A 19,708-nucleotide genomic window follows, 5' to 3' on the forward strand; every position below is an offset into this window, starting at 1 on the left:
GTGTCGTATCACATGATGGGCGTGCCGACGGCGATGTTCACGCCGCTGTTCGTGATCGCCCGCACGGCTGGCTGGAGCGCGCACATTATCGAGCAGCGGATCGACAACAAGATCATTCGTCCGAGCGCGAATTACACCGGCCCCGAGAATTTGAAGTACGTGCCGCTAAATAGGAGAAAATAGCGCTCGCTGTGCGCTTTCAAAGCGCGTGCAGTTCAACCCTCGCGGTCGCCAACACCGGCCCGCGCACTGTTCAACTGAAATTAGATAGAAAGGTTTTTCTCCATGAATAAGCTGTTGATCGCCGCCGTAATCGGCGCTTTGTCCACGACGATGCTGACCGTTGCGACCGACGCCGCTGCGCAAACGACCACCCCGGCTGCCAAGGCTGTGCCGAAAAAGCCGCAACCGAAACGTCTGATCAAACGCAAGCCGAATCCGGCTAAAGAAGCGAAGGTCGATCCGATTCCGGAAGGCTCGGAAAAGTGGTCGTGCAATGAAGGTCTGGCATTTGACCTGAAGGGCGACATGAAGCGTGACCAGATCGTCACGGTTCACTGGGCGAACAAAAACTACAATCTGCCGCGCGAAGCGACCACCACGGGCGCAGATCGTTTCCACGACGCCGCCACGGGTATGGACCTGGTTGTGATCCCGACGAAGGCGATGTTGTTCTCGGATAACGACAGCTCGCGTCTGGCCGACGAGTGCAAGACGGCAGCCATGGTGCAAGGCGCACCGGCTCCGACGCAATCGAACGCGATCAACAAGACCAGCAATTAATCATTTACATCAGGGAAGCCCCGATGTCCGCTCCGATTTCCAACGTACGGCCTGACCCGGACCAAGTCCTGGTCGATATCGTCGATTACGTACTGGATTTCCCGATCGACAGCACGCTCGCGCTGGAAACCGCGCGTAACTGCCTGATCGACACGCTCGGTTGCGGACTCGAGGCGCTTACCTACCCGGCCTGCACCAAGCTGATGGGACCGATCGTGCCGGGCACGATCGTCCCCAACGGCGCCAAGGTGCCGGGCACGTCGTTTCAGCTGGACCCGGTTCAGGCCGCCTTCAACATCGGCGCAATGATCCGCTGGCTGGACTTCAATGACACCTGGCTGGCTGCCGAATGGGGCCATCCGTCGGATAACCTCGGCGCAATTCTGGCCACGGCCGACTGGCTCTCGCGCACGGCCATCGCAGCAGGCAAAAAGCCGCTGACGATGAAAGACGTTTTGATCGCCATGGTCAAGGCGCACGAAATTCAAGGCTGCATTGCGCTCGAGAACGCCTTCAATAAGGTCGGGCTCGATCACGTGCTGCTGGTGAAGCTGGCTTCGACCGCAGTTGTCGGTCAACTGATCGGGTTGACCCGCGACGAGTTGATCAACGCGGTTTCGCAGGCGTTTGTCGATGGACATGCGTTGCGCACGTACCGTCACGCGCCGAATACCGGCTCGCGCAAATCGTGGGCCGCAGGCGACGCGACCTCGCGCGCCGTACGGCTAGCGTTGATCGCGAAGACTGGCGAGATGGGCTATCCGTCGGTGCTGACGGCTAAGACGTGGGGCTTCTACGACGTGCTGTTCAAGGGCAACGCGTTCAAGTTCCAGCGCCCGTACGGCTCGTACGTGATGGAAAACGTGCTGTTCAAGATCTCGTTCCCCGCTGAGTTCCACGCGCAAACGGCGGTGGAGGCGGCCATGACGCTACACGCGCAATTGGCTGCCGCGGGCAAGCGCGTCGAAGACATCAGGAAGATCACGATCCGCACCCACGAAGCCGCAATCCGCATCATCGACAAGAAAGGCCCCCTGAACAACCCGGCCGACCGCGATCATTGCATCCAGTACATGATCGCCGTGCCGCTGATCCACGGCCGCCTGAAGGCCGCGGATTACGAAGATTCGATCGCGCAGGACCCGCGCATCGATGTGCTGCGTGCCAGGATGGAATGTGTCGAAGACATGCAGTTCACTAAGGATTACCACGACCCGGAGAAGCGTTCGATCGCCAATGCACTGACGATCGAATTCAACGACGGGTCGAAGTTCGACGAAGTCGTAGTCGAATACCCGATCGGTCACAAGCGTCGTCGCGAAGACGGGATTCCGTTGCTGGTCGAGAAGTTCAGGACCAACCTCGCGCGCCGCTTTCCGGTCAAGCAACAACTGGCGATTCTCGACGTGTCACTGGATCAGGCAAGGCTCGAAGCCATGCCGGTCAATGAGTACGTCGATCTGTACATCATCTAGTCAAGTTAAGTACTGTAGTTCCGCGATCAAACCAAGGAAAACACCATGGCCCACAACCTCCACAAAACGCTCAAGGAATTCGACAGCGGTTCCGGCAAAGGCAAGTTCTACTCCCTGCCGCAACTCGGCAAGGCACTGAACATCAAGATCGACCGCCTGCCGGTTTCGATCCGTATCGTGCTGGAATCGGTGCTGCGTAACTACGACGGCAAGAAGATCGCCGAAGAACACATCGAGCAACTCGCCAACTGGAAGCCGAACGCTGCACGCGTCGACGAAATCCCGTTCGTCGTGTCGCGCGTCGTGCTGCAAGACTTTACCGGCGTGCCGCTGCTCGCCGACATTGCTGCAATGCGCGGTGTCGCGCAACGCGTCGGCAAGAACCCGAAATCGATCGAGCCGCTGGTCCCGGTGGATCTGGTTGTCGACCACTCGGTGCAGATCGATCACTTCCGCGAAAAGAACGCGCTCGACCTGAACATGAAACTGGAATTCCAGCGCAACAACGAGCGCTACCAGTTCATGAAGTGGGGCATGCAGGCATTCGACACGTTCAAGGTCGTGCCGCCGGGCGTCGGTATCGTTCACCAGGTGAACCTGGAATACCTCGCACGCGGCGTGCACAAGAAGGCCGAAGGCGCGGACACCGTGTACTACCCGGATTCGCTGGTCGGCACCGACAGCCACACCACCATGATCAACGGTATCGGCGTGGTGGGCTGGGGCGTGGGCGGTATCGAAGCTGAAGCCGGCATGCTCGGCCAGCCCGTGTACTTCCTGACGCCGGACGTGGTTGGCGTCGAACTGAAGGGCAAGCTGCGCGAAGGCGTGACGGCGACCGACCTGGTCCTGACCGTGACCGAACTGCTGCGCAAGGAAAAGGTTGTCGGCAAGTTTGTCGAGTTCTTCGGCGAAGGCACGAAGTCGCTGTCGTTGCCGGACCGCGCGACGATCGGCAACATGGCGCCGGAATACGGCGCAACCATGGGCTTCTTCCCGGTCGACGAAAAAACCATCGACTACTTCAAGGGCACGGGCCGTACCGACGCTGAAATCTCCGCCTTCGAAAATTACTTCAAGGCACAAGGCCTGTTCGGTATTCCGAAGACTGGCCAGATCGACTACACCAAGGTCGTCACGCTGGATCTCGGCACGGTTGCACCGTCGCTGGCAGGTCCAAAGCGCCCGCAAGACCGTATCGAAATCGGCAATGTGAAGTCGACCTTCAGCGACCTGTTCTCGAAGCCGGTTGCAGAAAACGGCTTTGCGAAGAAGGAAGCAGATCTGGACGCGCAATACACGACGAGCAACGGCGTCGACGTGAAGAACGGCGACGTCCTGATCGCCGCGATCACGTCGTGCACCAACACGTCGAACCCGAGCGTGCTGCTGGCCGCCGGCCTGCTGGCCAAGAAGGCGGTGGAAGCCGGCCTGACGGTCGCTCCCCACATCAAGACCTCGCTGGCTCCGGGATCGCGTATCGTCACGGAATACCTGACGAAGACAGACCTGCTGAAGTACCTCGACAAGCTCGGTTTCACGCTGGCCGCTTACGGCTGCACGACCTGTATCGGTAACGCGGGCGACCTGACGCCGGAACTGAACGAAGCGATCACGAAGAACGACATCGTCGCGGCAGCCGTGCTGTCGGGCAACCGCAACTTCGAAGCGCGTATTCACCCGAACATCCGCGCGAACTTCCTGGCCTCGCCGCCGCTGGTTGTGGCTTACGCGATCGCCGGCAACATCACGCGCGACCTGATGACCGAGCCGGTCGGCAAGGGTAAGGGCGGCAAGGACGTCTACCTGGGCGACATCTGGCCGACCAGCGAAGAAGTCAATGACCTGCTCAAGTTCGCGCTGGATGCGGACGCGTTCCGCAAGAACTACTCGCAGCTCACCAAGAAGGGCGACCTGTGGAGCAAGATCGAAGGCGAAGAAGGACAAGTCTACGACTGGCCGAAGTCGACCTACATCGCCGAGCCGCCGTTCTTCGGCAAGGATTTCTCGATGACGCCGGCCGACAGCATTGCTGCCGTGACGAACGCGCGCGCACTGGGCATTTTCGGTGACTCGGTCACGACCGACCACATCAGCCCGGCAGGCTCGATCAAGGAAGACTCGCCGGCAGGCAAGTGGCTGAAGGCGAACGGCGTGCAGAAGGCCGACTTCAACAGCTACGGTTCGCGCCGCGGCAACCACGACGTGATGATGCGCGGCACGTTCGCCAACGTCCGGATCAAGAACCTGATGATCCCGGCGAAGGCTGACGGTTCGCGTGTGGAAGGCGGCCTGACGATTCACCAGCCGAGCGGCGAACAACTGTCGATCTATGACGCAGCGATGAAGTACATCGACGCCGGCACGCCGACGGTTGTGTTCGCGGGCGAAGAGTACGGTACGGGCTCGTCGCGTGACTGGGCTGCAAAGGGTACGCAACTGCTGGGCGTGAAGGCTGTGGTCGCACGCAGCTTCGAGCGGATCCACCGCTCGAACCTGGTGGGCATGGGCGTTCTGCCGCTGCAGTTCAAGGGCTCGGATAGCGTGCAATCGCTCGGCATCACCGGCGAAGAAACGTACGACATCGAAGGCCTGGGCGCTGACTTCAAGCCGCAACAGGAAGTGACGCTGGTGATTCGTGGCAAGGACGGCAAGGAAAAGCGTGTGCCGGTGCTGCTGCGTATCGATACGCCGATTGAAGTGGACTACTACAAGCACGGCGGGATTCTGCCGTTCGTGTTGCGTTCGCTGCTGGCAGCTTAAGGCTGGCGGTAGAGCAAGCGGTTTTGCAGGAGCTGCGTCCTGTGGAGGACGCAGCTGATTTTTGAAGCCCGACTTTGGTCGGGCTTTTTTTGTGGTTTTTTACTTTCGGCCGCGATCACTTTGGAAAGCATCCGGGTTGTCGGTAATCCGGCGTTGGGTCATGCGGGTGCTCCACTCAGTGTCGCCCGGTGCCGGCACGGTGGCGCGCGTGGCAACGTGTGCGCGCTGCTGTGAGGCCCAGTTACGCAACGCGGCCTGGTCGAATGTGTCGTTTCCGGCCGACAAACGTGCGATCCATTCCGGCTGCTTCGACACGGACGGCCGCGTGGCAGGACGAACGGTGCGGCTCAACGCGAGGCGCTCTTCGACATACGCCTCGGTCATGCGTGCTCCCGCGACTTTGCGCTCCGCCTTTGCGGGGCGGGTTGTCGTGGCTTCGCGGGTGGAAGCTCGCACAGTCGGCTGCTGCACGGCGTGCCGTGATAGATGCGTGCGCTCGCTTCGAGGCGCCGGCGCAGCGGCAACGGGGCTTGGCTCGGCCGCCTTAGGCACCGTGCTGGCTACCGAAGGCACACTTTGCTGGATCGTCCGCGTCTCTTCAATGGCCGACTGAGCCAGCTTGATCGGCTCTTGAGATGGATCGACGATGGGCGGGCTGCTGACCACCGGCACAGCCGGCAGCGTCACGGCCAGTTCGCTCGCCTTGCTGGCGTCTCGCGTCACGCATGTAGCCAGCAACCAGGCCAACGCAATGCTGCAAACCACGAAGATCGCCCCCGCCAGCACGCGATCCGAACGCGACGAGCGCGGACGTACCCTGCCTGCTTCGAGGTAGCGCTTCGCTTCAGCCATCGCCACGTCGAAGCGGTGGGAATCCACACGTCGCGACGGCGCCTTATAGAACAAGACGTGCTTCGCACCCGGAGGAAACAGACTTGGGCGTGTCTGCTGCGGCCGGCGTTGCACCGCGTCCTGCACCGCCTGTTGTGCTTCGGTTTGAGCCACAGGTTGGGGTTCGTATTGCGCTGCGTGTTGTGCCGCGGCCGCGGCCTGCGCCGTACGTCGTCGCGAGCCAAAGGGTGGCGGCAAACCATCGAATGGCAGCGGCTTCGGGATCGCCAGAGCGCCTTCGATCAAGGCCAGAGGTCGATTCATCTTATGGTGCTCCGGTGTGGTTCGATCGCTGCGTCAAGTTGTGTAACCAAGGTCCTGGCGCGCTCAATGAGCGCGTCGATTGCGCCGGTCTCGTGTTCCAGTGGTGCCACGCTGGCGCGCCGCAGCGCGTCCATCAGACTGTGCGCACCGACGAGACCTACGGCTCCACTCAATCTGTGCAGCAAGGTGTGTAGCTTGTCGGAGCCGCGCTGGTGACGCCAACCGCTGAGGCGCTCCAGATCGTCCTCCATCGAACGGCGCCAGGTACCTAAAAACGCGTGAAGATCGATACCCTCTTCCGACAGCGCGTCGAGATAGCGGCGTTCGAACGGTTCTGACGCGACGCTCGCGGAAACGTCCTGCGGCTGCGCGGTAATGGCGAACAGGGGCGCCAGCGAATTGCGCGCCAATTCCGCGGATGGTTCCCATTGCTCGACGCTGAACGGAGCATTGAAGCTCGCGCGAGTGCCGGACTGTGAGTCGCTTACGACTATGAGCTCACCTTGCATACGCTGTGCGAGTATTTGGCAGAGCGGCAAGCAGGCATCAGCGTTGCCAAGCCACGCTCCTGCGAACGGTTCATCAGCGATCGGCCCGAAAGGTTGCAGTTGGGCAGAGTGAGCGGCATCTGCATCGGTATTCGTCAAATTGATAGAGATACGCTGCGAGCCAGAATTCAACGGCTCCGCCCGCACGACGACAGCAATCTCTCCGTGGGTGCACAACTGGACCATGCGGTTTAGCAGGTGGAAGAAAATCTGACCGAACCGGGTGCTGTCGGCGAGTATCCGCGCAGCCACCGTTTGATCAATGCTCGCGCTCAGGCGTAAGCCTCGTTGAGCGGCGGCGGGGGACAACATCGCGATGACGCCGTCGATGACGTCGCGCGGATTCGTCACGCGTTCGTCAAGAACGATGGCGCGCGACTCCAAAGGTGAAATATCCAGCAGGTCGTGAAGCGTTTGAGCCCACGTGCGCACCGCGGATTGGATCATCGGCACCTGCGTGCGTTGAGCGGACGGCATGGCCGCAGTTTCGAGCGATTCGAGCAGACCCGCTACCGCGGTCAATGGAGCTTCCGTATAGCGGCGCATCGCGCCGAGCAACCAGAGCCGCTCCTGCTTCGCGGCGGTACTCGCGTGGGTGGACGCTGCGACACGTGCCGCCTGCTCCCGCGCTTCGGCTGCATCGCACCGGCGCCTCCATTCATCGTCGGCGTGGCGCAGTTTCTCAGCAGCGCGCCTCAGCGCAGCGCGAGACAGGCACACGCCAGCGAGCGCAACGATTGCCGGCGCGGCGAGCGCCAGCAGCCACGTGTGCCGCTCGATCGCGGTGTCACGTGCGCCCGTCGCCGATTGGCTCGTAACATAGCGGCCATCGGTCGGAGCAAGCACAATTGGCGCGCTGGCAACAGTCTCGCCGCGAGAATGAAAGTCGTGGGCTGGCTGCCCGAGTTGCGCCACTGCATCTCGCATGGCCGGCGCCGCGGCAGGACGCGAATCGTGAATCCGCAACACGCGCGGTCTGCCATCGACTAACGATGCCGCGTTAGCCCTTAGCGAGAACATGCATAGGAGTACAAGCGCACAAAGTCCGCCCAACATCGTCGCGAAACGGATCGAAGTGAGCCCGGCATTCTGAGAGAAACGCGATGCACGACTACGCGCGCCATCTGAAGAACCGCGCAGGCCCATTTTATTTATAACCCGCAAAACTCAGTCGATCAGCCTGTGCAATGTCGCAAACTCGATCAGCGTGGCCAACGACGACAGCCCAAGCTTTTCCTGGATGCGACTCTTGTACGTACTCACGGTTTTGTCGCTCATAAACAGCGCGTCGCCGATCGCCTTGTTCGACATCCCTTTCGAGAGCATCTGTAGAATCACAAGCTCCTTGTCCGACAACAGCATGAGCTTGTCTTCTTCACGCACTGTGTCGGCGTTTGACGCCACGGCCTTACCGCTACTTACCACGGGAAACACCGTATAACCGGCCAGTACCGCTTCCACACCGCGCATAATCTCCTTCATTTGCTGCGTCTTCCCGACGAAACCGTGGACGCCGGCGCGCATCGCCCGTGGCGCGAACGTGGCTGGATCCTGACCTGACAGCACGAGCAGGCGAATCGACGGATACGCGAGTTTGAGACGCGGAATGACATCGAGTCCGCTGATGCGCGGAATATCGAGATCGAGTATCGCAAGCTTGGGCGTGTGTTGCCGGACCAGTTCGACAGCGGTCTGTCCATTGTCGGCTTCGATCACTTCTTCAACGCCAAGCAGTTCCATAAGTTGCATCTTGATAACCAGCCTGAATGCGGGGTGGTCGTCGATAACCAGGATAGTAGACATATATTGCATTCCTAGTGAAAACTTTTACCTTGCCGAGCTAATTCAGACTACCGATAAGCCCGCAAGTCCTTAACGCGTGAGCTACGGCGTAGCGTGCATCAATTCGATCTCGACGCGCCGGTTCGGCGCAAGGCATCGCACCAGTTCTCCGCGCTTCGTCTCCTTACAGGCGACCACCTGATTCGCATCGCCCAGGCCCTGCACGGTTATCGGCAATGTCACGCCATGGCTGCGCAGATACTGCTTGACTGTCTGCGCGCGCTGCAAAGACAGACGCCGGTTATAAGCATTGCTGCCAAGAGGATCGGTAAAGCCTGTGACCCTTAGCTCGCGTATGGTGGCGGCCTGCTTCAACCCCGTCACTACAGCGTCGAGCCGTTGTTTGCCGGCTGGCATGATCGCTCCTACGCTACCGCCATTGAACCGGAACAGAGAGTCGGCCCGCAGCGTAATTTTTTGCGGCGGCTGCGCCGCAGGCACCGGTTCAGGCTTCACCTGGGCACATTGCAAGGCCGTTTCAGCGGATTTGCGCAAATTGTCCCGAACCTCCGGCAAGCGTTTCTCTGCGGCAGAGAAACTACGCTTCCATGCGTCATGCCCCGTTTGCATCAGTTCGACTTCGGCGCATGCCAAGGGTTGCTGCGCGGCCGGACATTGGATGACGGCGGGATCAGCCTTGATGGTATTGACGATCTTCCATAGATCGGGGCGTACCGTAGACACGGTGCGCAAAACGGGGTTAGCCGCGGATAGCGGCGTATCATTTTCGAGACCGATAGTGATCATCGCGGCCTGTCCGATCGCTTCCTCGACGAAACCCCAGCGATCGCTCTCCTGGTCCGCCTGCCGGCCGGCGTCGATCCAACATTGGGCCTTCGCATGGAAATAAGAACGCTTATCGCCCGACAATTGATCTAGCCGCTGTTGCAACGACGCCAGCGCGTTGCGGCTACTGACAACTGGAGCATAGGTCGCGACCCATTGCGAGTTCGCCGCACCCGCCGCCTCGTCCTGCGTCGCGCCGATGCCCGTTTTCAGCACGGTGGCATCTTCAATACCGAGTCGTTCACGCGCGGCATGTTCCGCGCAGCCTGACAAGGTCAGTGCAAACGCTAGCATCGTTAGCTGAAATTTCATTGATGTTCTGCGTCGTGCGCATGTTCTTTGGGAGGGCTCCGAGTATGAACAGACGCAGACGGAGCGGGAATGGGAATATTCTTAGAATCACGTCAGAAAATTGCCGCATTCAGTGCAATCGCATCAAGCGTGACCGATGAAGAAGGGACCGCGGTAAGCCCGTTGGAACATGTGTTTATTCTGGCTTTCGTGCCCGGAAAAAAGCAACGCTTCAGGCATCCAGATCACACCCGGCAAAAGCCGTCCTTGAATTTAACTAACTCATCAATTAGCATGATTCGATGAACCCGAAACGCTCGTCCGCGAAACCACTCGGTCGCCGCCCGGCTATCGAGGACTTCGATGTACGCGAACATCTGCTCGACACCGCGACGCGGCTCTTTTCCGAACGCGGCATCGCGGCCACAACGGTCGCGCAGATCGCCGCCGCGGCGGGTGTCACGTCTGCACTGGTTCACTACTACTTCACGAATCGCGAAAAGCTGCTCGATGCGGTTGCCGACGAGCGGCTCGCCCGTGCGGCGGAATTCGTCTGGCGCCCGGTCGTTGAAGACGCCGCAAGCGATCCGTTCGCGCTGGTTCACGAATTCGTCGCGCGCCTGTTCGACGTGACGGACCGCATGCCCTGGTTGCCGCCGCTCTGGCTGCGGGAAATCGTCAACGAAGGCGGCCTGCTGCGTGAACGAATGATGCAGCGTATCCCGTTCGACAACATCAAGCGCTTCAACAGCCGCGTTGCCCACGCGCAGCAGGACGGCGCCGTCAACGCCGAACTGGAAGCCATGTTGCTGTTCAACTCAATTCTGGCGCTCGTGATGCTGCCGCTCGCCACCGCGAAGATCTGGCAAAGCGCGCGAGGTCTGCCTGTCATCGAGCGTGATGCGTTGCGCCGGCATGTGACCGCGCTGCTGATCGGCGGCATGCAACCGCTGCCGCGCCCGGTGCCGCCGAAGCGCCGCGTCGTCTCACGGAGCAAGTCATGAACCGCTTTTTCCGCGTGTCGGTTTGCCTGCTGTTCGCCGCGGCGGCATTGGCGGGATGCTCTCATCGCGACAGCAACGTCTATCAAGGCTATGTCGAGGGTGAGTTCGTCTATCTCGGCTCGTCGCAGTCCGGCAAGCTTACGCAGTTGGCGGTCGCACGAGGGCAGACGGTTGAGGCGAGCGCGCCGGTATTCACGCTCGAATCCGTAGACGAGACCGCCGCATTGCAGCAGGCACAACAGCAACTCGCCGCGGCACGCGCACAGCTAGCCGATATCCAGACCGGCAAGCGCCGTCCCGAAGTGAACGTGACCAAAGCGCAACGCGCGCAGGCCGTAGCCAACGCGCGCAAGGCCGCCTTGCAATTGACGCGCGATGAAGCACAGTACCGCGTAGGCGGCATTCCGAAAGCGCAGCTCGACGATTCGCGCGCCAACGCCGACGCCACCGCCGCGCAGGTCCGCGAACTCAGCAACCAGGTGGATGTCGCTTTGCTCCCCGGCCGTTCGCAGCAAATCGTCGCACAAAGCGCACAGGTCGACGCCGCGCAGGCGGCCGCCGCGCAGGCGCAATGGAAGCTCGACCAGAAGCGCGTCGACGCACCGGCGGAAGGACTGGTCTACGACACGCTGTATCGCGTCGGCGAGTGGGTACAGGCAGGCAATCCCGTCGTACAGATGTTGCCGCCGCAGAACGTGAAAGTTCGCTTTTTCGTACCGGAGACGGTAGTCGGCAAGCTCGCCCCAGGCCGTGCACTTTCCATTCATTGCGATGGTTGCACCGCCGACGTCCCAGCGAAAATCACGTACATATCGAGCGAGGCCGAATACACCCCGCCGGTGATCTACAGCAATGAGAACCGTGCGAAGCTGGTGTTCATGGTCGAAGCCCATCCGTCCGCCGCCGACGCAGTCAAGCTTCGCCCCGGCCAACCCGTTGCGGTGAGCCTGCAATGAACCAGCCCGCGCCGCAGTACGCGATCGACGTGCACAAGCTCAATAAGCACTTCGGCGACAAACATGTCGTCAACGACGTGACGTTGCAGGTCGCACGCGGCGAGATCTTTGGCTTCCTCGGGCCGAACGGCAGCGGCAAGACCACCTCGATCCGTTTGATGTGCGGGCTGCTGACGCCGGACTCCGGCACCGGCACCTGTCTCGGTTACGACATCGTTCGCGAGAGCGCGCAGATCAAGCGCAACGTCGGCTATATGACGCAGCGCTTCTCGTATTGGGACGATCTGACGATCCGCGAGAATCTCGACTTCGTCGCACGCATCTATCAGATGACAAACCGGCGCGAAGCGGTCGATCGCGCACTCGAATCGCTCGGACTGCAAAGCCGCGCGAGTCAGCTGACCGGCGCGCTATCCGGCGGCTGGAAACAGCGCCTCGCGCTCGCCGCCTGCATGCTGCACAAGCCGCGATTGCTGCTGCTCGACGAACCGACTGCGGGCGTCGATCCGAACGCACGCCGCGAATTCTGGGAAGAGTTGCACCGCCTCGCCGCGCGCGGCATTTCGGTTCTGGTCAGCACACACTACATGGATGAAGCCGAGCGTTGCCACAAGCTGGCGTACATCGCATACGGCAAGCTGCTGGCGCAAGGCACCTCGAAGGAAGTGATCGACTCGCAGAATCTGGCGACATGGAGCATCTACGGCGAGCACCTGAGCAAACTCTCGGAACAGTTGCGCAAAACGCCCGGCGTCGATCAGACCGTCGTATTCGGTTCAGCGCTGCATGTCAGTGGCAAAGACCACGCAGCGCTCGAAGCCACCGTCAGACACGCGACCGAGGGCACGGCGCTGCGCGCCGAGCGCATCGAAACCGGCCTTGAAGACGTGTTCATCTACCTGATGGGCCACTCTACCGACAACTACGGAGCGCAATCGTGAGCACGCGCGTCCTGTTCTCGCCGGCGCGCTGGTGGAGCATCGTGCTCAAAGAGTTTTTGCAATTGAAGCGCGACCGGATCACGTTCGCGATGATCGTCGGCCTGCCGATCATTCAGCTCACGCTGTTCGGCTTCGCGATCAACACCGACCCGAAGCATCTGCCGACTGCCGTCATCATCGGCGACGAGAGCACGTTCTCGCGCAGCTTCGTCGCGGCGATGAAGAACTCCATGTATTTCGACATCGTCGAAACCTTGCCCAATGAGGAGGCCGGCCGCCGCGCGCTTGCCCAAGGCCGCGTGCAGTTCGTGTTGTCGGTGCCGGTGGATTTTTCGAAACGTCTGCTTCGCGGTGAACGCCCCTCGCTGCTGGTCGAAGCCGATGCGACCGACCCCACCGCGACGAACACCGCGCTCGCCGCGCTCCCGGGCCTCGTGCAACCGGTCGCGGACAAGGACATCACCGGGCCGCTCGCCCATCTGAACGGCACCGCTGCCGCATTCGACGTGCAGGTGCACCGGCTCTACAACCCCGAAGGCATCACGCAATACAACGTGGTGCCGGGCCTGATGGGCGTGATCCTGACGATGACGATGGTGATGATGACCGGCCTGGCGATCACACGCGAACGCGAGCGCGGCACGATGGAAAACCTGCTTGCCACGCCCGTGCTGCCGATCGAGGTGATGACCGGCAAGATCGTGCCGTACGTGATGATCGGGCTGGTGCAGGCGTCGATCATTCTCGCTGCGGCGCGCTACGTATTCGATGTGCCGTTCGCGGGCAGCCTGCTGGCGATCTATCTGGCCGCGCTGCTGTTTATCGCGGCGAATCTGACGGTCGGCATCACGCTTTCATCGATTGCGCAGAATCAGTTGCAGGCGATGCAACTGACCGTCTTCTATTTTCTGCCGAGTCTGCTGCTATCCGGTTTCATGTTCCCGTTTGCGGGCATGCCAGGCTGGGCGCAGTTCATCGGCAATCTGCTGCCGCTCACCTATTTCAACAGGCTGATTCGCGGCATCCTGCTCAAAGGAAACGACTGGGCCGACCTGTGGCCGTCGGTATGGCCCGTGGCACTGTTCATGGTCGTCGTGATGGGCATCGCGCTGCGCTTTTACCGGCGCACGCTCGACTAGGAGGATCGGTCGATGAAGCCGCTCGCTGTCTTATCCGTCGTCGCGCTGTGCGGGTGCGCGGTGGGGCCGGATTTTCATACGCCCGCGGCGCCGGACACGCAGACCTACATGCATGAAGCGCAACCCGCCGCGACCGTCGCGGCCAGCGGTGTGGCTGGCGCATCGCAGACATTTGTCGCGGCTGAACATGCAACACCGATGTGGTGGCAGCAGTTTCAATCCGATGCGCTCAACCGTCTCGTCGAGCAGGCCTTGCAACAAAGCCCCACGCTCGCGCAAGCCCGCGCGAAACTCATCGAGGCGCGCGAAAACTACAACGCGCAATTCGGTGCGGCCACATTTCCGGCCGTCGACGCGACGGTATCCGGGGTGCGGCAGCAGGTCGACATCGCGGCGTTCGGTATTCCGAAGGTGCCCAATCCGGGGCCGTTTACGCTTTACAACGCGTCGGTGAGCGTGTCGTATGCGCTCGATATTTTCGGCGGCAATCGCCGGACGCTGGAAGCGCTCATGGCGCAAGTCGACTATCAGTCGTTCGAGTTCGAAGCCGCGCGGCTCTCGCTCGCGGGCAATGTGGTTTCGACTACGGTTCGGCGCGCGTCTTTGAAGCAGCAGATCGCCTTGACGCAGCACCTCGTGGACACCCAGGCGCAGCAACTCGATATCACAGAAAGACGGTTCGCGGCAGGCGGCGTCTCGCAACTGGACGTGCGCAGCCAGCGCACGCTGCTCGCGCAGACCCGTGCGTCGTTGCCGCCACTCGCGACACAACTCGCGCAGACCGATCATCAACTCGCGATCCTGCTCGGCATGCCGCCCTCGAAGGCGGACTTTGCCGAGCTGACGCTCGATTCACTGCATCTGCCGGACACATTGCCGCTCACGCTGCCGTCGACGCTCGCACGCGAGCGGCCCGACATCCGTGCTTCGGAAGCGTTGCTGCATCAGGCGAGCGCGAATGTCGGTGTGGCGACGGCGAACCTGTATCCGCAATTCGCCCTTTCCGCCGGGATCGGATCGGAGCGCACCAACATTCGGGACGTAGTCAGTGGGCTGAACATCTGGAATTTCGGCCTGAATCTCACCCAACCGATTTTCCGCGGCGGCGAACTACGCGCGAGGAAACGCTCGGCACAGGCGGCTTACGATGCTGCGCTCGCCGACTATCAGCAGACGGTGCTGCAGGCGTTGCAACAGGTGGCGGACACGCTGAGGGCACTGCAAAACGATGCCCATGAACTGCAGGCGCGCGATGATGCCGCACAGCAAGCGCAGGCGAGCCTGGATATCGCGCACGCGCAGTATTCGGCGGGTGGTGTCAGCCAGTTCGGCCTGCTCGATACGCAGCGTCAGGTGTTGCAAACCGCGCTCGACCGTACCCGCGCGCAGGCCGACCGGTTCGCCGATACGGCTGCGTTGTTTCAATCGCTGGGTGGTGGGTGGCAGGCCGCGACAACGACTTCAACGCCGTAGCCATCCCACACCTGGGCAACCAATCACGCTACGCCGCCACCGCCCGCGCCGCATTGCGCCCACGCAGCCATTCCAACGCCAGCAACAGGCAGGTGGAGAACACGATCAGAATCGTCGCCAGCGCTGCGATAGTCGGGCTGATATTTTCGCGGATACCGGTAAACATCTGACGCGGCAAGGTCGTCTGATTCGCACCGGCGAGGAATAGCGTCACGACGACTTCGTCGAACGAAGTCGCGAACGCGAACAGCGCGCCCGAAATCACGCCCGGCGCGATCACCGGCAACGTGATGCGGAAGAACGTCTTCACCGGATTCGCGCCCAGCGACAAACTCGCGCGCACCAGGTTGTGGTTGAAGCCTTGCAACGTGGCCGCCACCGTCGTCACGACGAACGGCACGCCCAGCGACGCATGCGCGAGAATCAGCCCGATATACGTATTCGCCAATCCAAGCGGCGCAAAAAACAGATACATGCCGACGCCGACCACGACCACCGGCACGATCATCGGCGAAATCAGAATCGCCATCAGCAGCGCCTTGCCGCGGAAGTTCGCTTTGGTCAGGCCGATTGCGGCCAGGGTGCCGAGGAACGTCGCCACGACGGTCGCGGACGGCGCCACGATGAAACTGTTCTTGGCCGCCATGCGCCATTCATTGGACCCGATCAGGTTCTCATACCAGCGCAGCGACCAGCCCGGAATCGGATACACCAGAAACGTGCTCGACGAAAACGACAACGGGACGATCGCCAGTACCGGCAGGATCAGATACAGCAGCGTGAGCACGGCCAGCGCGCGCAACGCGAAGTACCACACGCGTTCAATCAGGGACGTATGCGGCGCAAACAAGGGCTTGGCAAGTTTCATCGCGAGTAAGCTCCGTTCAGGCGATCAGCCGAGGCTCAGGGACGAACGCGTAAAGCGTCCGTAGATGACATACAGCACGAGCGTCGCGGCGAGCAGCAAGCCGCCGAGCGCACACGCCATGCCCCAGTTGATCGTCACGTTGGTGAAATACGCGACGTAGTAGCTGACCATCTGATCGTTCGGTCCGCCAAGCAATGCCGGCGTGATGTAGTAGCCGATCGCCAGAATGAACACCAGCAACGCGCCCGCGCCGATGCCCGGATAGGTCTGCGGCACGTACACGCGCCAGAACGCGGCGAACGGATGGCTGCCGAGCGAGATCGCGGCGCGCTGGTAGGTCGGCGGGATCGACTTCATCACGCTGTACAGCGGCAGGATCATGAACGGCAACAGGATATGCGTCATCGAGATGTACACGCCGGTACGATTGAACAGCAGCGATAGCGGATCATGCAGCAGACCGCTGCCGATCAGCGCCTTGTTCACCAGTCCCTCGCTTTGCAGAATCACGATCCATGCGGCGACGCGCACGAGGATCGAGGTCCAGAACGGAATCAGCACGAGAATCATCACCAGATTCGCGCGACGATCGGAGAGCGTGGAGATCCAATACGCGAGCGGGTAACCGAGCAGCAGCGCGAAAATTGTGACGGCCGCGCCGATCACAAAGGTGCGGCTGAACACGGCGAGATAGATCTGTTGGTCGGGATCGGTCGGAATAATGTGACCGAACGCGTCCTGCTTATGGTCTAACGAAGCCAGCAGATAGAACGGCGAGTAGGCGCCCGAGTTCTTCGCGATAGCCTGCCAGTAAGCGACGTCGTTCCAGCGTTCGTCGAGTTCGACGAACTTCGCGTGAAGCTGGGCCGGCGTGAGCGTCAACGGCTTGCTGTTGTCATCGGCGAACGGCATGGCGCGGGCCGATTTTGCGACCAGCGAGCGATAGCCCGGAATCTCGACGTTCAGGCGCCGAGCGAGCGCGCCCATACCGTCGCTGTCCGCGATCGCGGTGAGATCTACGGCCAATGCGGCGTAGGCGGCGTCAGGAGGCGCTGTTTTGCGATCCCAGCCGGCGAGTGCATTCAGCGTATGCGGCAATGCGTTGATCACTTCCGGATTCTGCGCGGCGCGCGTGAGCAGCGCGCCGATCGGCACGACAAAAATCAGCAGCAGAAAAATTGCGAGCGGCGCGATCAGCAGCAGCGCCATGGCGCGTTTTTTCGCTTCGGCGGCCTTCAGTTCGCGCTTGAGTCTGCCGCTCGACTCAGGCGTCGTATCGGCGGCGATCGTCATCGTAGTCACACCTGTCCCTTACTTTGCATCAGGCCGTGCGCGCATATCAATCAGACCTGCGCGCGTTTTATTGCATCGATACGACGCGGCTTCACCAGGCAAGCCGCGCCTTCTCACACCCGGCTACTTACTTCGAAGCCCACGACGAAAAACGTTGCTCCAGTTCATCGCCATGGTCGGTCCAGAACGCGAGATTCTGCAGCACCGCGTTCTTGCCGTTGGCCGGCGAGTTCGGCAGATTGGCGAGCGTCTTCGCATCGAGCGCCTTGATCGCCGTCACGTTCACCGGACCGTACGCGATGTGGTGCGCGTAGTCCTGCTGCGGCTTCGCCGAAATCGAATAGGCGATGTACTTTTCCGCCAGCGCCTTGTTCGGCGTGCCCTTCGGAATCCCCCAGTAGTCGAGGTCGTAAATGCTGCCGTTCCACACCACCTTGAGGTTCTTGCCTTCCTTCTGCGCGGCGTCGATGCGGCCGTTGTACGCTGTGGACATCACCACGTCACCCGCCACGAGGAACTGCGGCGGCTGCGCGCCCGCTTCCCACCACTGGATATTCGGCTTCAGTTCGTCGAGCTTCTTGAATGCGCGGTCCTGGCCTTCCTTGGTGGCGAGCACTTTGTAGACGTCCTTCGGCGCGACGCCGTCGGCCATCAACGCGAACTCGAGGTTGTAGCGCGCGCCCTTGCGCATTGCGCGCTTGCCCGGGAATTTCTTCACGTCCCAGAAGTCAGCCCAGCCGGTCGGCGCGGTTTTCAGCTTGTCGGCGTTATAAGCGAGTGCCGTCGACCACACGAAGAAACCCACGCCGCAGGTTTGCGGCGCTTCCGGAATCAGATCCGACTTCTTGCCGATCTTCGACCAGTCGAGCTTCTCGTACAGCCCTTCATCACAGCCACGGCCGATGTCGCCGGATTCGACTTCCACCACGTCCCAGTTCACATGCTTCGCTTCGACCATCGCCTTCACTTTGGCCTGCTCACCGTTATATTCGACGGCGGTCACCTTGTTGCCGGTTTGCGATTCGAACGGCTGGTTGAATGCGACCTTTTGCGCGTCGCCATTCGCGCCGCCAAAATTAACGACTGTCAGTTCAGCGGCATTAACCTGCGCGGCGCCCAGCGCGAGCGCCACAGCACCGACAGCGATGGCGCAGCGCGATTTCCCGATCTTGCTCATGGTATGTTGCTCTCCTTTGGTGGTGTACTTTCAGCTAAATACAGTGCGACTTTTTTGTGCTGCTTATGCGACCTGCCCGCGTTCAACAAGCCACGCGCCAATGCGTTCACGCCCCTGCGAACACCCGCAGATGCTCGGGCGCGAACTCCAGCGCCACCGGTGCGCCGGGCGCGAAGGTTTCGAGCAATTCCGTGCCGAGCGGCACCTTGACAAAGCACTCGTCCTGTTGCGGCAGGCCACAACGCATGCGCACATGGTCCCCGAAATAGATCAACCCACGTGCCTCGCCGCTTAGCGCGTTGGCGCCGGGCCGCGACACGCCGTTCGCGAGCTTCATGCGCTCGGGCCGGATACACGCAACTGCCGGCGTACCCGCGCGCGCGCCACTGATATTGCGGCCAGTCAGCCGTGTGCCGTCAATCAGATGAAACTCGCAGTACTCGCCGTCGACGTTAGCGACCGTGCCGCGCAGCTTGTTGCTGTCGCCGATGAAATTCGCGACGAACTCGTTGCACGGCGATTCGTACAGACGGTCCACGGTATCGAGTTGCTGCACGATGCCCTTGTCGAACACGGCGACGCGATCGGACATGGTCAACGCCTCGCCCTGATCGTGCGTGACGTACACGAACGTGACGCCGAGCTTCTCGTGCAATGATTTAAGTTCGTACTGCATGTGTTCGCGCAACTGTTTGTCCAGCGCACCGAGCGGCTCGTCCATCAGCACGAGCTTCGGTTCGAACACCAGCGCCCGCGCCAGCGCAATGCGTTGCTGCTGACCGCCGGAAAGCTGCGCCGGATAACGCTTTGCGAAGCTCTCCATACGCACCATCTTCAGCGCGTTATCGACGCGATGCGCCCGTTCTTCGGCCGAAAGTTTGCGCACGGTCAGCGGATACGCGACGTTCTGCTCGACCGTCAGATGTGGAAACAGCGCGTAGTTCTGAAACACCATGCCGATATTGCGCTTATGCGGCGGCACGGTATTGAGCAGCGTGCCGTCCAGCCAGATTTCGCCGCCGGTGGGGAATTCGAAGCCCGCCAGCATCATCAGACAAGTGGTTTTGCCGGAGCCTGATGGCCCGAGCAGCGTCAGGAATTCACCCTGATAGATATCCAGATCGAGCTGTTTGACGACCAGCGTTTCGCCGTCATATGTCTTGCGCACACCCCGAAAGCTGACGATCACGTCATCGGTTTTCATTGCACTAGTC

The 19,708-nt window shown here is 61.2% G+C and carries 18 protein-coding genes; 10 read left to right on the forward strand and 8 right to left on the reverse strand.

Going from position 1 to position 19,708, the window contains the following annotated elements; all coding sequences use genetic code 11:
• From SB772_RS35765 to acnA, 4 genes are all read left to right on the forward strand, one after another.
• Positions 1 to 183: citrate/2-methylcitrate synthase (locus SB772_RS35765; RefSeq protein ID WP_410837842.1), on the forward strand; the 183-nt coding region annotated here is incomplete at its 5' end.
• A gap of 102 nt (positions 184 to 285) precedes the next feature.
• Complete coding sequence (locus SB772_RS35770) at positions 286 to 783, forward strand: hypothetical protein (RefSeq protein WP_410837843.1); 498 nt, start codon at positions 286 to 288, stop codon at positions 781 to 783.
• A gap of 23 nt (positions 784 to 806) precedes the next feature.
• Positions 807 to 2,258, forward strand: a complete 1,452-nt coding sequence (locus tag SB772_RS35775) for a bifunctional 2-methylcitrate dehydratase/aconitate hydratase (RefSeq protein WP_410837844.1) — start codon at positions 807 to 809, stop codon at positions 2,256 to 2,258.
• A gap of 45 nt (positions 2,259 to 2,303) precedes the next feature.
• On the forward strand, positions 2,304 to 5,021 hold the full coding sequence (gene acnA, locus SB772_RS35780) for an aconitate hydratase AcnA (RefSeq protein WP_410837845.1): 2,718 nt from the start codon (positions 2,304 to 2,306) through the stop codon (positions 5,019 to 5,021).
• Between the two features lie 99 nt (positions 5,022 to 5,120).
• Here the strand turns inward: acnA and SB772_RS35785 are convergent, their stop codons facing one another.
• From SB772_RS35785 to SB772_RS35800, 4 genes are all read right to left on the reverse strand, one after another.
• Positions 5,121 to 6,176, reverse strand: a complete 1,056-nt coding sequence (locus SB772_RS35785; RefSeq protein WP_410837846.1) for a hypothetical protein — start codon at positions 6,174 to 6,176, stop codon at positions 5,121 to 5,123.
• Positions 6,173 to 7,282, reverse strand: a complete 1,110-nt coding sequence (locus tag SB772_RS35790) for a sensor histidine kinase (RefSeq protein ID WP_410837847.1) — start codon at positions 7,280 to 7,282, stop codon at positions 6,173 to 6,175. Before SB772_RS35790 ends, SB772_RS35785 begins: the two co-directional genes overlap by 4 nt.
• A gap of 609 nt (positions 7,283 to 7,891) precedes the next feature.
• The gene (locus tag SB772_RS35795; protein WP_410837848.1) at positions 7,892 to 8,527 is read right to left on the reverse strand and encodes a response regulator; all 636 of its coding nucleotides are present in this window, start codon (positions 8,525 to 8,527) and stop codon (positions 7,892 to 7,894) included.
• Positions 8,528 to 8,608: 81 nt separating this feature from the next.
• Positions 8,609 to 9,664, reverse strand: a complete 1,056-nt coding sequence (locus SB772_RS35800; RefSeq protein ID WP_410837849.1) for an OmpA family protein — start codon at positions 9,662 to 9,664, stop codon at positions 8,609 to 8,611.
• A 69-nt stretch (positions 9,665 to 9,733) separates the two neighbouring features.
• Between SB772_RS35800 and SB772_RS35805 the strand changes: the two genes are divergently transcribed.
• From SB772_RS35805 to SB772_RS35830, 6 genes are read left to right on the forward strand one after another with little or no spacing between them, the layout of a single operon-like run.
• Complete coding sequence (locus SB772_RS35805; protein WP_410837850.1) at positions 9,734 to 9,949, forward strand: hypothetical protein; 216 nt, start codon at positions 9,734 to 9,736, stop codon at positions 9,947 to 9,949.
• A complete protein-coding gene (locus tag SB772_RS35810; protein ID WP_410837851.1) occupies positions 9,946 to 10,647 on the forward strand; it encodes a TetR/AcrR family transcriptional regulator in 702 nt (233 codons plus the stop codon). The genes SB772_RS35805 and SB772_RS35810 overlap by 4 nt, the downstream gene beginning before the upstream one ends.
• Entirely contained in the window at positions 10,644 to 11,603 is a 960-nt protein-coding gene (locus SB772_RS35815) for an HlyD family secretion protein (RefSeq protein ID WP_410837852.1), read from the forward strand. The genes SB772_RS35810 and SB772_RS35815 overlap by 4 nt, the downstream gene beginning before the upstream one ends.
• Positions 11,600 to 12,544, forward strand: a complete 945-nt coding sequence (locus SB772_RS35820; RefSeq protein WP_410837853.1) for an ABC transporter ATP-binding protein — start codon at positions 11,600 to 11,602, stop codon at positions 12,542 to 12,544. The genes SB772_RS35815 and SB772_RS35820 overlap by 4 nt, the downstream gene beginning before the upstream one ends.
• A complete protein-coding gene (locus SB772_RS35825; protein ID WP_410837854.1) occupies positions 12,541 to 13,683 on the forward strand; it encodes an ABC transporter permease in 1,143 nt (380 codons plus the stop codon). The genes SB772_RS35820 and SB772_RS35825 overlap by 4 nt, the downstream gene beginning before the upstream one ends.
• A gap of 12 nt (positions 13,684 to 13,695) precedes the next feature.
• A complete protein-coding gene (locus tag SB772_RS35830) occupies positions 13,696 to 15,156 on the forward strand; it encodes an efflux transporter outer membrane subunit (RefSeq protein WP_410837855.1) in 1,461 nt (486 codons plus the stop codon).
• Between the two features lie 28 nt (positions 15,157 to 15,184).
• Here SB772_RS35830 and SB772_RS35835 read toward each other — a convergent pair whose 3' ends face one another.
• The 4 genes from SB772_RS35835 to SB772_RS35850 all read right to left on the reverse strand — a co-directional run bounded on the left by SB772_RS35835 (position 15,185) and on the right by SB772_RS35850 (position 19,698).
• Positions 15,185 to 16,024, reverse strand: a complete 840-nt coding sequence (locus tag SB772_RS35835; RefSeq protein WP_410837856.1) for an ABC transporter permease — start codon at positions 16,022 to 16,024, stop codon at positions 15,185 to 15,187.
• 24 nt (positions 16,025 to 16,048) lie between these two features.
• Positions 16,049 to 17,317 carry an ABC transporter permease gene (locus SB772_RS35840; RefSeq protein ID WP_410837907.1) on the reverse strand — a complete coding sequence of 423 codons (1,269 nt, stop codon included), beginning with the start codon at positions 17,315 to 17,317 and terminating at the stop codon, positions 16,049 to 16,051.
• 127 nt (positions 17,318 to 17,444) lie between these two features.
• Positions 17,445 to 18,494 (reverse strand): ABC transporter substrate-binding protein, encoded by a 1,050-nt coding sequence (locus SB772_RS35845; protein WP_410837857.1) that lies wholly within the window; start codon positions 18,492 to 18,494, stop codon positions 17,445 to 17,447.
• A gap of 106 nt (positions 18,495 to 18,600) precedes the next feature.
• Positions 18,601 to 19,698, reverse strand: coding sequence for an ABC transporter ATP-binding protein (locus tag SB772_RS35850; RefSeq protein WP_410837858.1), 1,098 nt, complete (start codon positions 19,696 to 19,698; stop codon positions 18,601 to 18,603).
• Positions 19,699 to 19,708 lie beyond the last annotated feature (10 nt).

The organism is Paraburkholderia sp. SIMBA_030, from assembly GCF_046535245.1.
Classification (GTDB): Bacteria; Pseudomonadota; Gammaproteobacteria; order Burkholderiales; family Burkholderiaceae; genus Paraburkholderia.

Excerpts from the sequence above, each read along its gene's own strand:
- SB772_RS35770 (WP_410837843.1), top strand. The coding sequence starts at position 286 with ATGAATAAGCTGTTGATCGCCGCCGTAATCGGCGCTTTGTCCACGACG.
- SB772_RS35775 (WP_410837844.1), top strand. The coding sequence starts at position 807 with ATGTCCGCTCCGATTTCCAACGTACGGCCTGACCCGGACCAAGTCCTG.
- acnA (WP_410837845.1), top strand. The coding sequence starts at position 2,304 with ATGGCCCACAACCTCCACAAAACGCTCAAGGAATTCGACAGCGGTTCC.
- SB772_RS35785 (WP_410837846.1), bottom strand. The coding sequence starts at position 6,176 with ATGAATCGACCTCTGGCCTTGATCGAAGGCGCTCTGGCGATCCCGAAG.
- SB772_RS35795 (WP_410837848.1), bottom strand. The coding sequence starts at position 8,527 with ATGTCTACTATCCTGGTTATCGACGACCACCCCGCATTCAGGCTGGTT.
- SB772_RS35800 (WP_410837849.1), bottom strand. The coding sequence starts at position 9,664 with ATGAAATTTCAGCTAACGATGCTAGCGTTTGCACTGACCTTGTCAGGC.
- SB772_RS35805 (WP_410837850.1), top strand. The coding sequence starts at position 9,734 with ATGGGAATATTCTTAGAATCACGTCAGAAAATTGCCGCATTCAGTGCA.
- SB772_RS35810 (WP_410837851.1), top strand. The coding sequence starts at position 9,946 with ATGAACCCGAAACGCTCGTCCGCGAAACCACTCGGTCGCCGCCCGGCT.
- SB772_RS35815 (WP_410837852.1), top strand. The coding sequence starts at position 10,644 with ATGAACCGCTTTTTCCGCGTGTCGGTTTGCCTGCTGTTCGCCGCGGCG.
- SB772_RS35820 (WP_410837853.1), top strand. The coding sequence starts at position 11,600 with ATGAACCAGCCCGCGCCGCAGTACGCGATCGACGTGCACAAGCTCAAT.
- SB772_RS35830 (WP_410837855.1), top strand. The coding sequence starts at position 13,696 with ATGAAGCCGCTCGCTGTCTTATCCGTCGTCGCGCTGTGCGGGTGCGCG.
- SB772_RS35835 (WP_410837856.1), bottom strand. The coding sequence starts at position 16,024 with ATGAAACTTGCCAAGCCCTTGTTTGCGCCGCATACGTCCCTGATTGAA.
- SB772_RS35840 (WP_410837907.1), bottom strand. The coding sequence starts at position 17,317 with ATGACGATCGCCGCCGATACGACGCCTGAGTCGAGCGGCAGACTCAAG.
- SB772_RS35845 (WP_410837857.1), bottom strand. The coding sequence starts at position 18,494 with ATGAGCAAGATCGGGAAATCGCGCTGCGCCATCGCTGTCGGTGCTGTG.
- SB772_RS35850 (WP_410837858.1), bottom strand. The coding sequence starts at position 19,698 with ATGAAAACCGATGACGTGATCGTCAGCTTTCGGGGTGTGCGCAAGACA.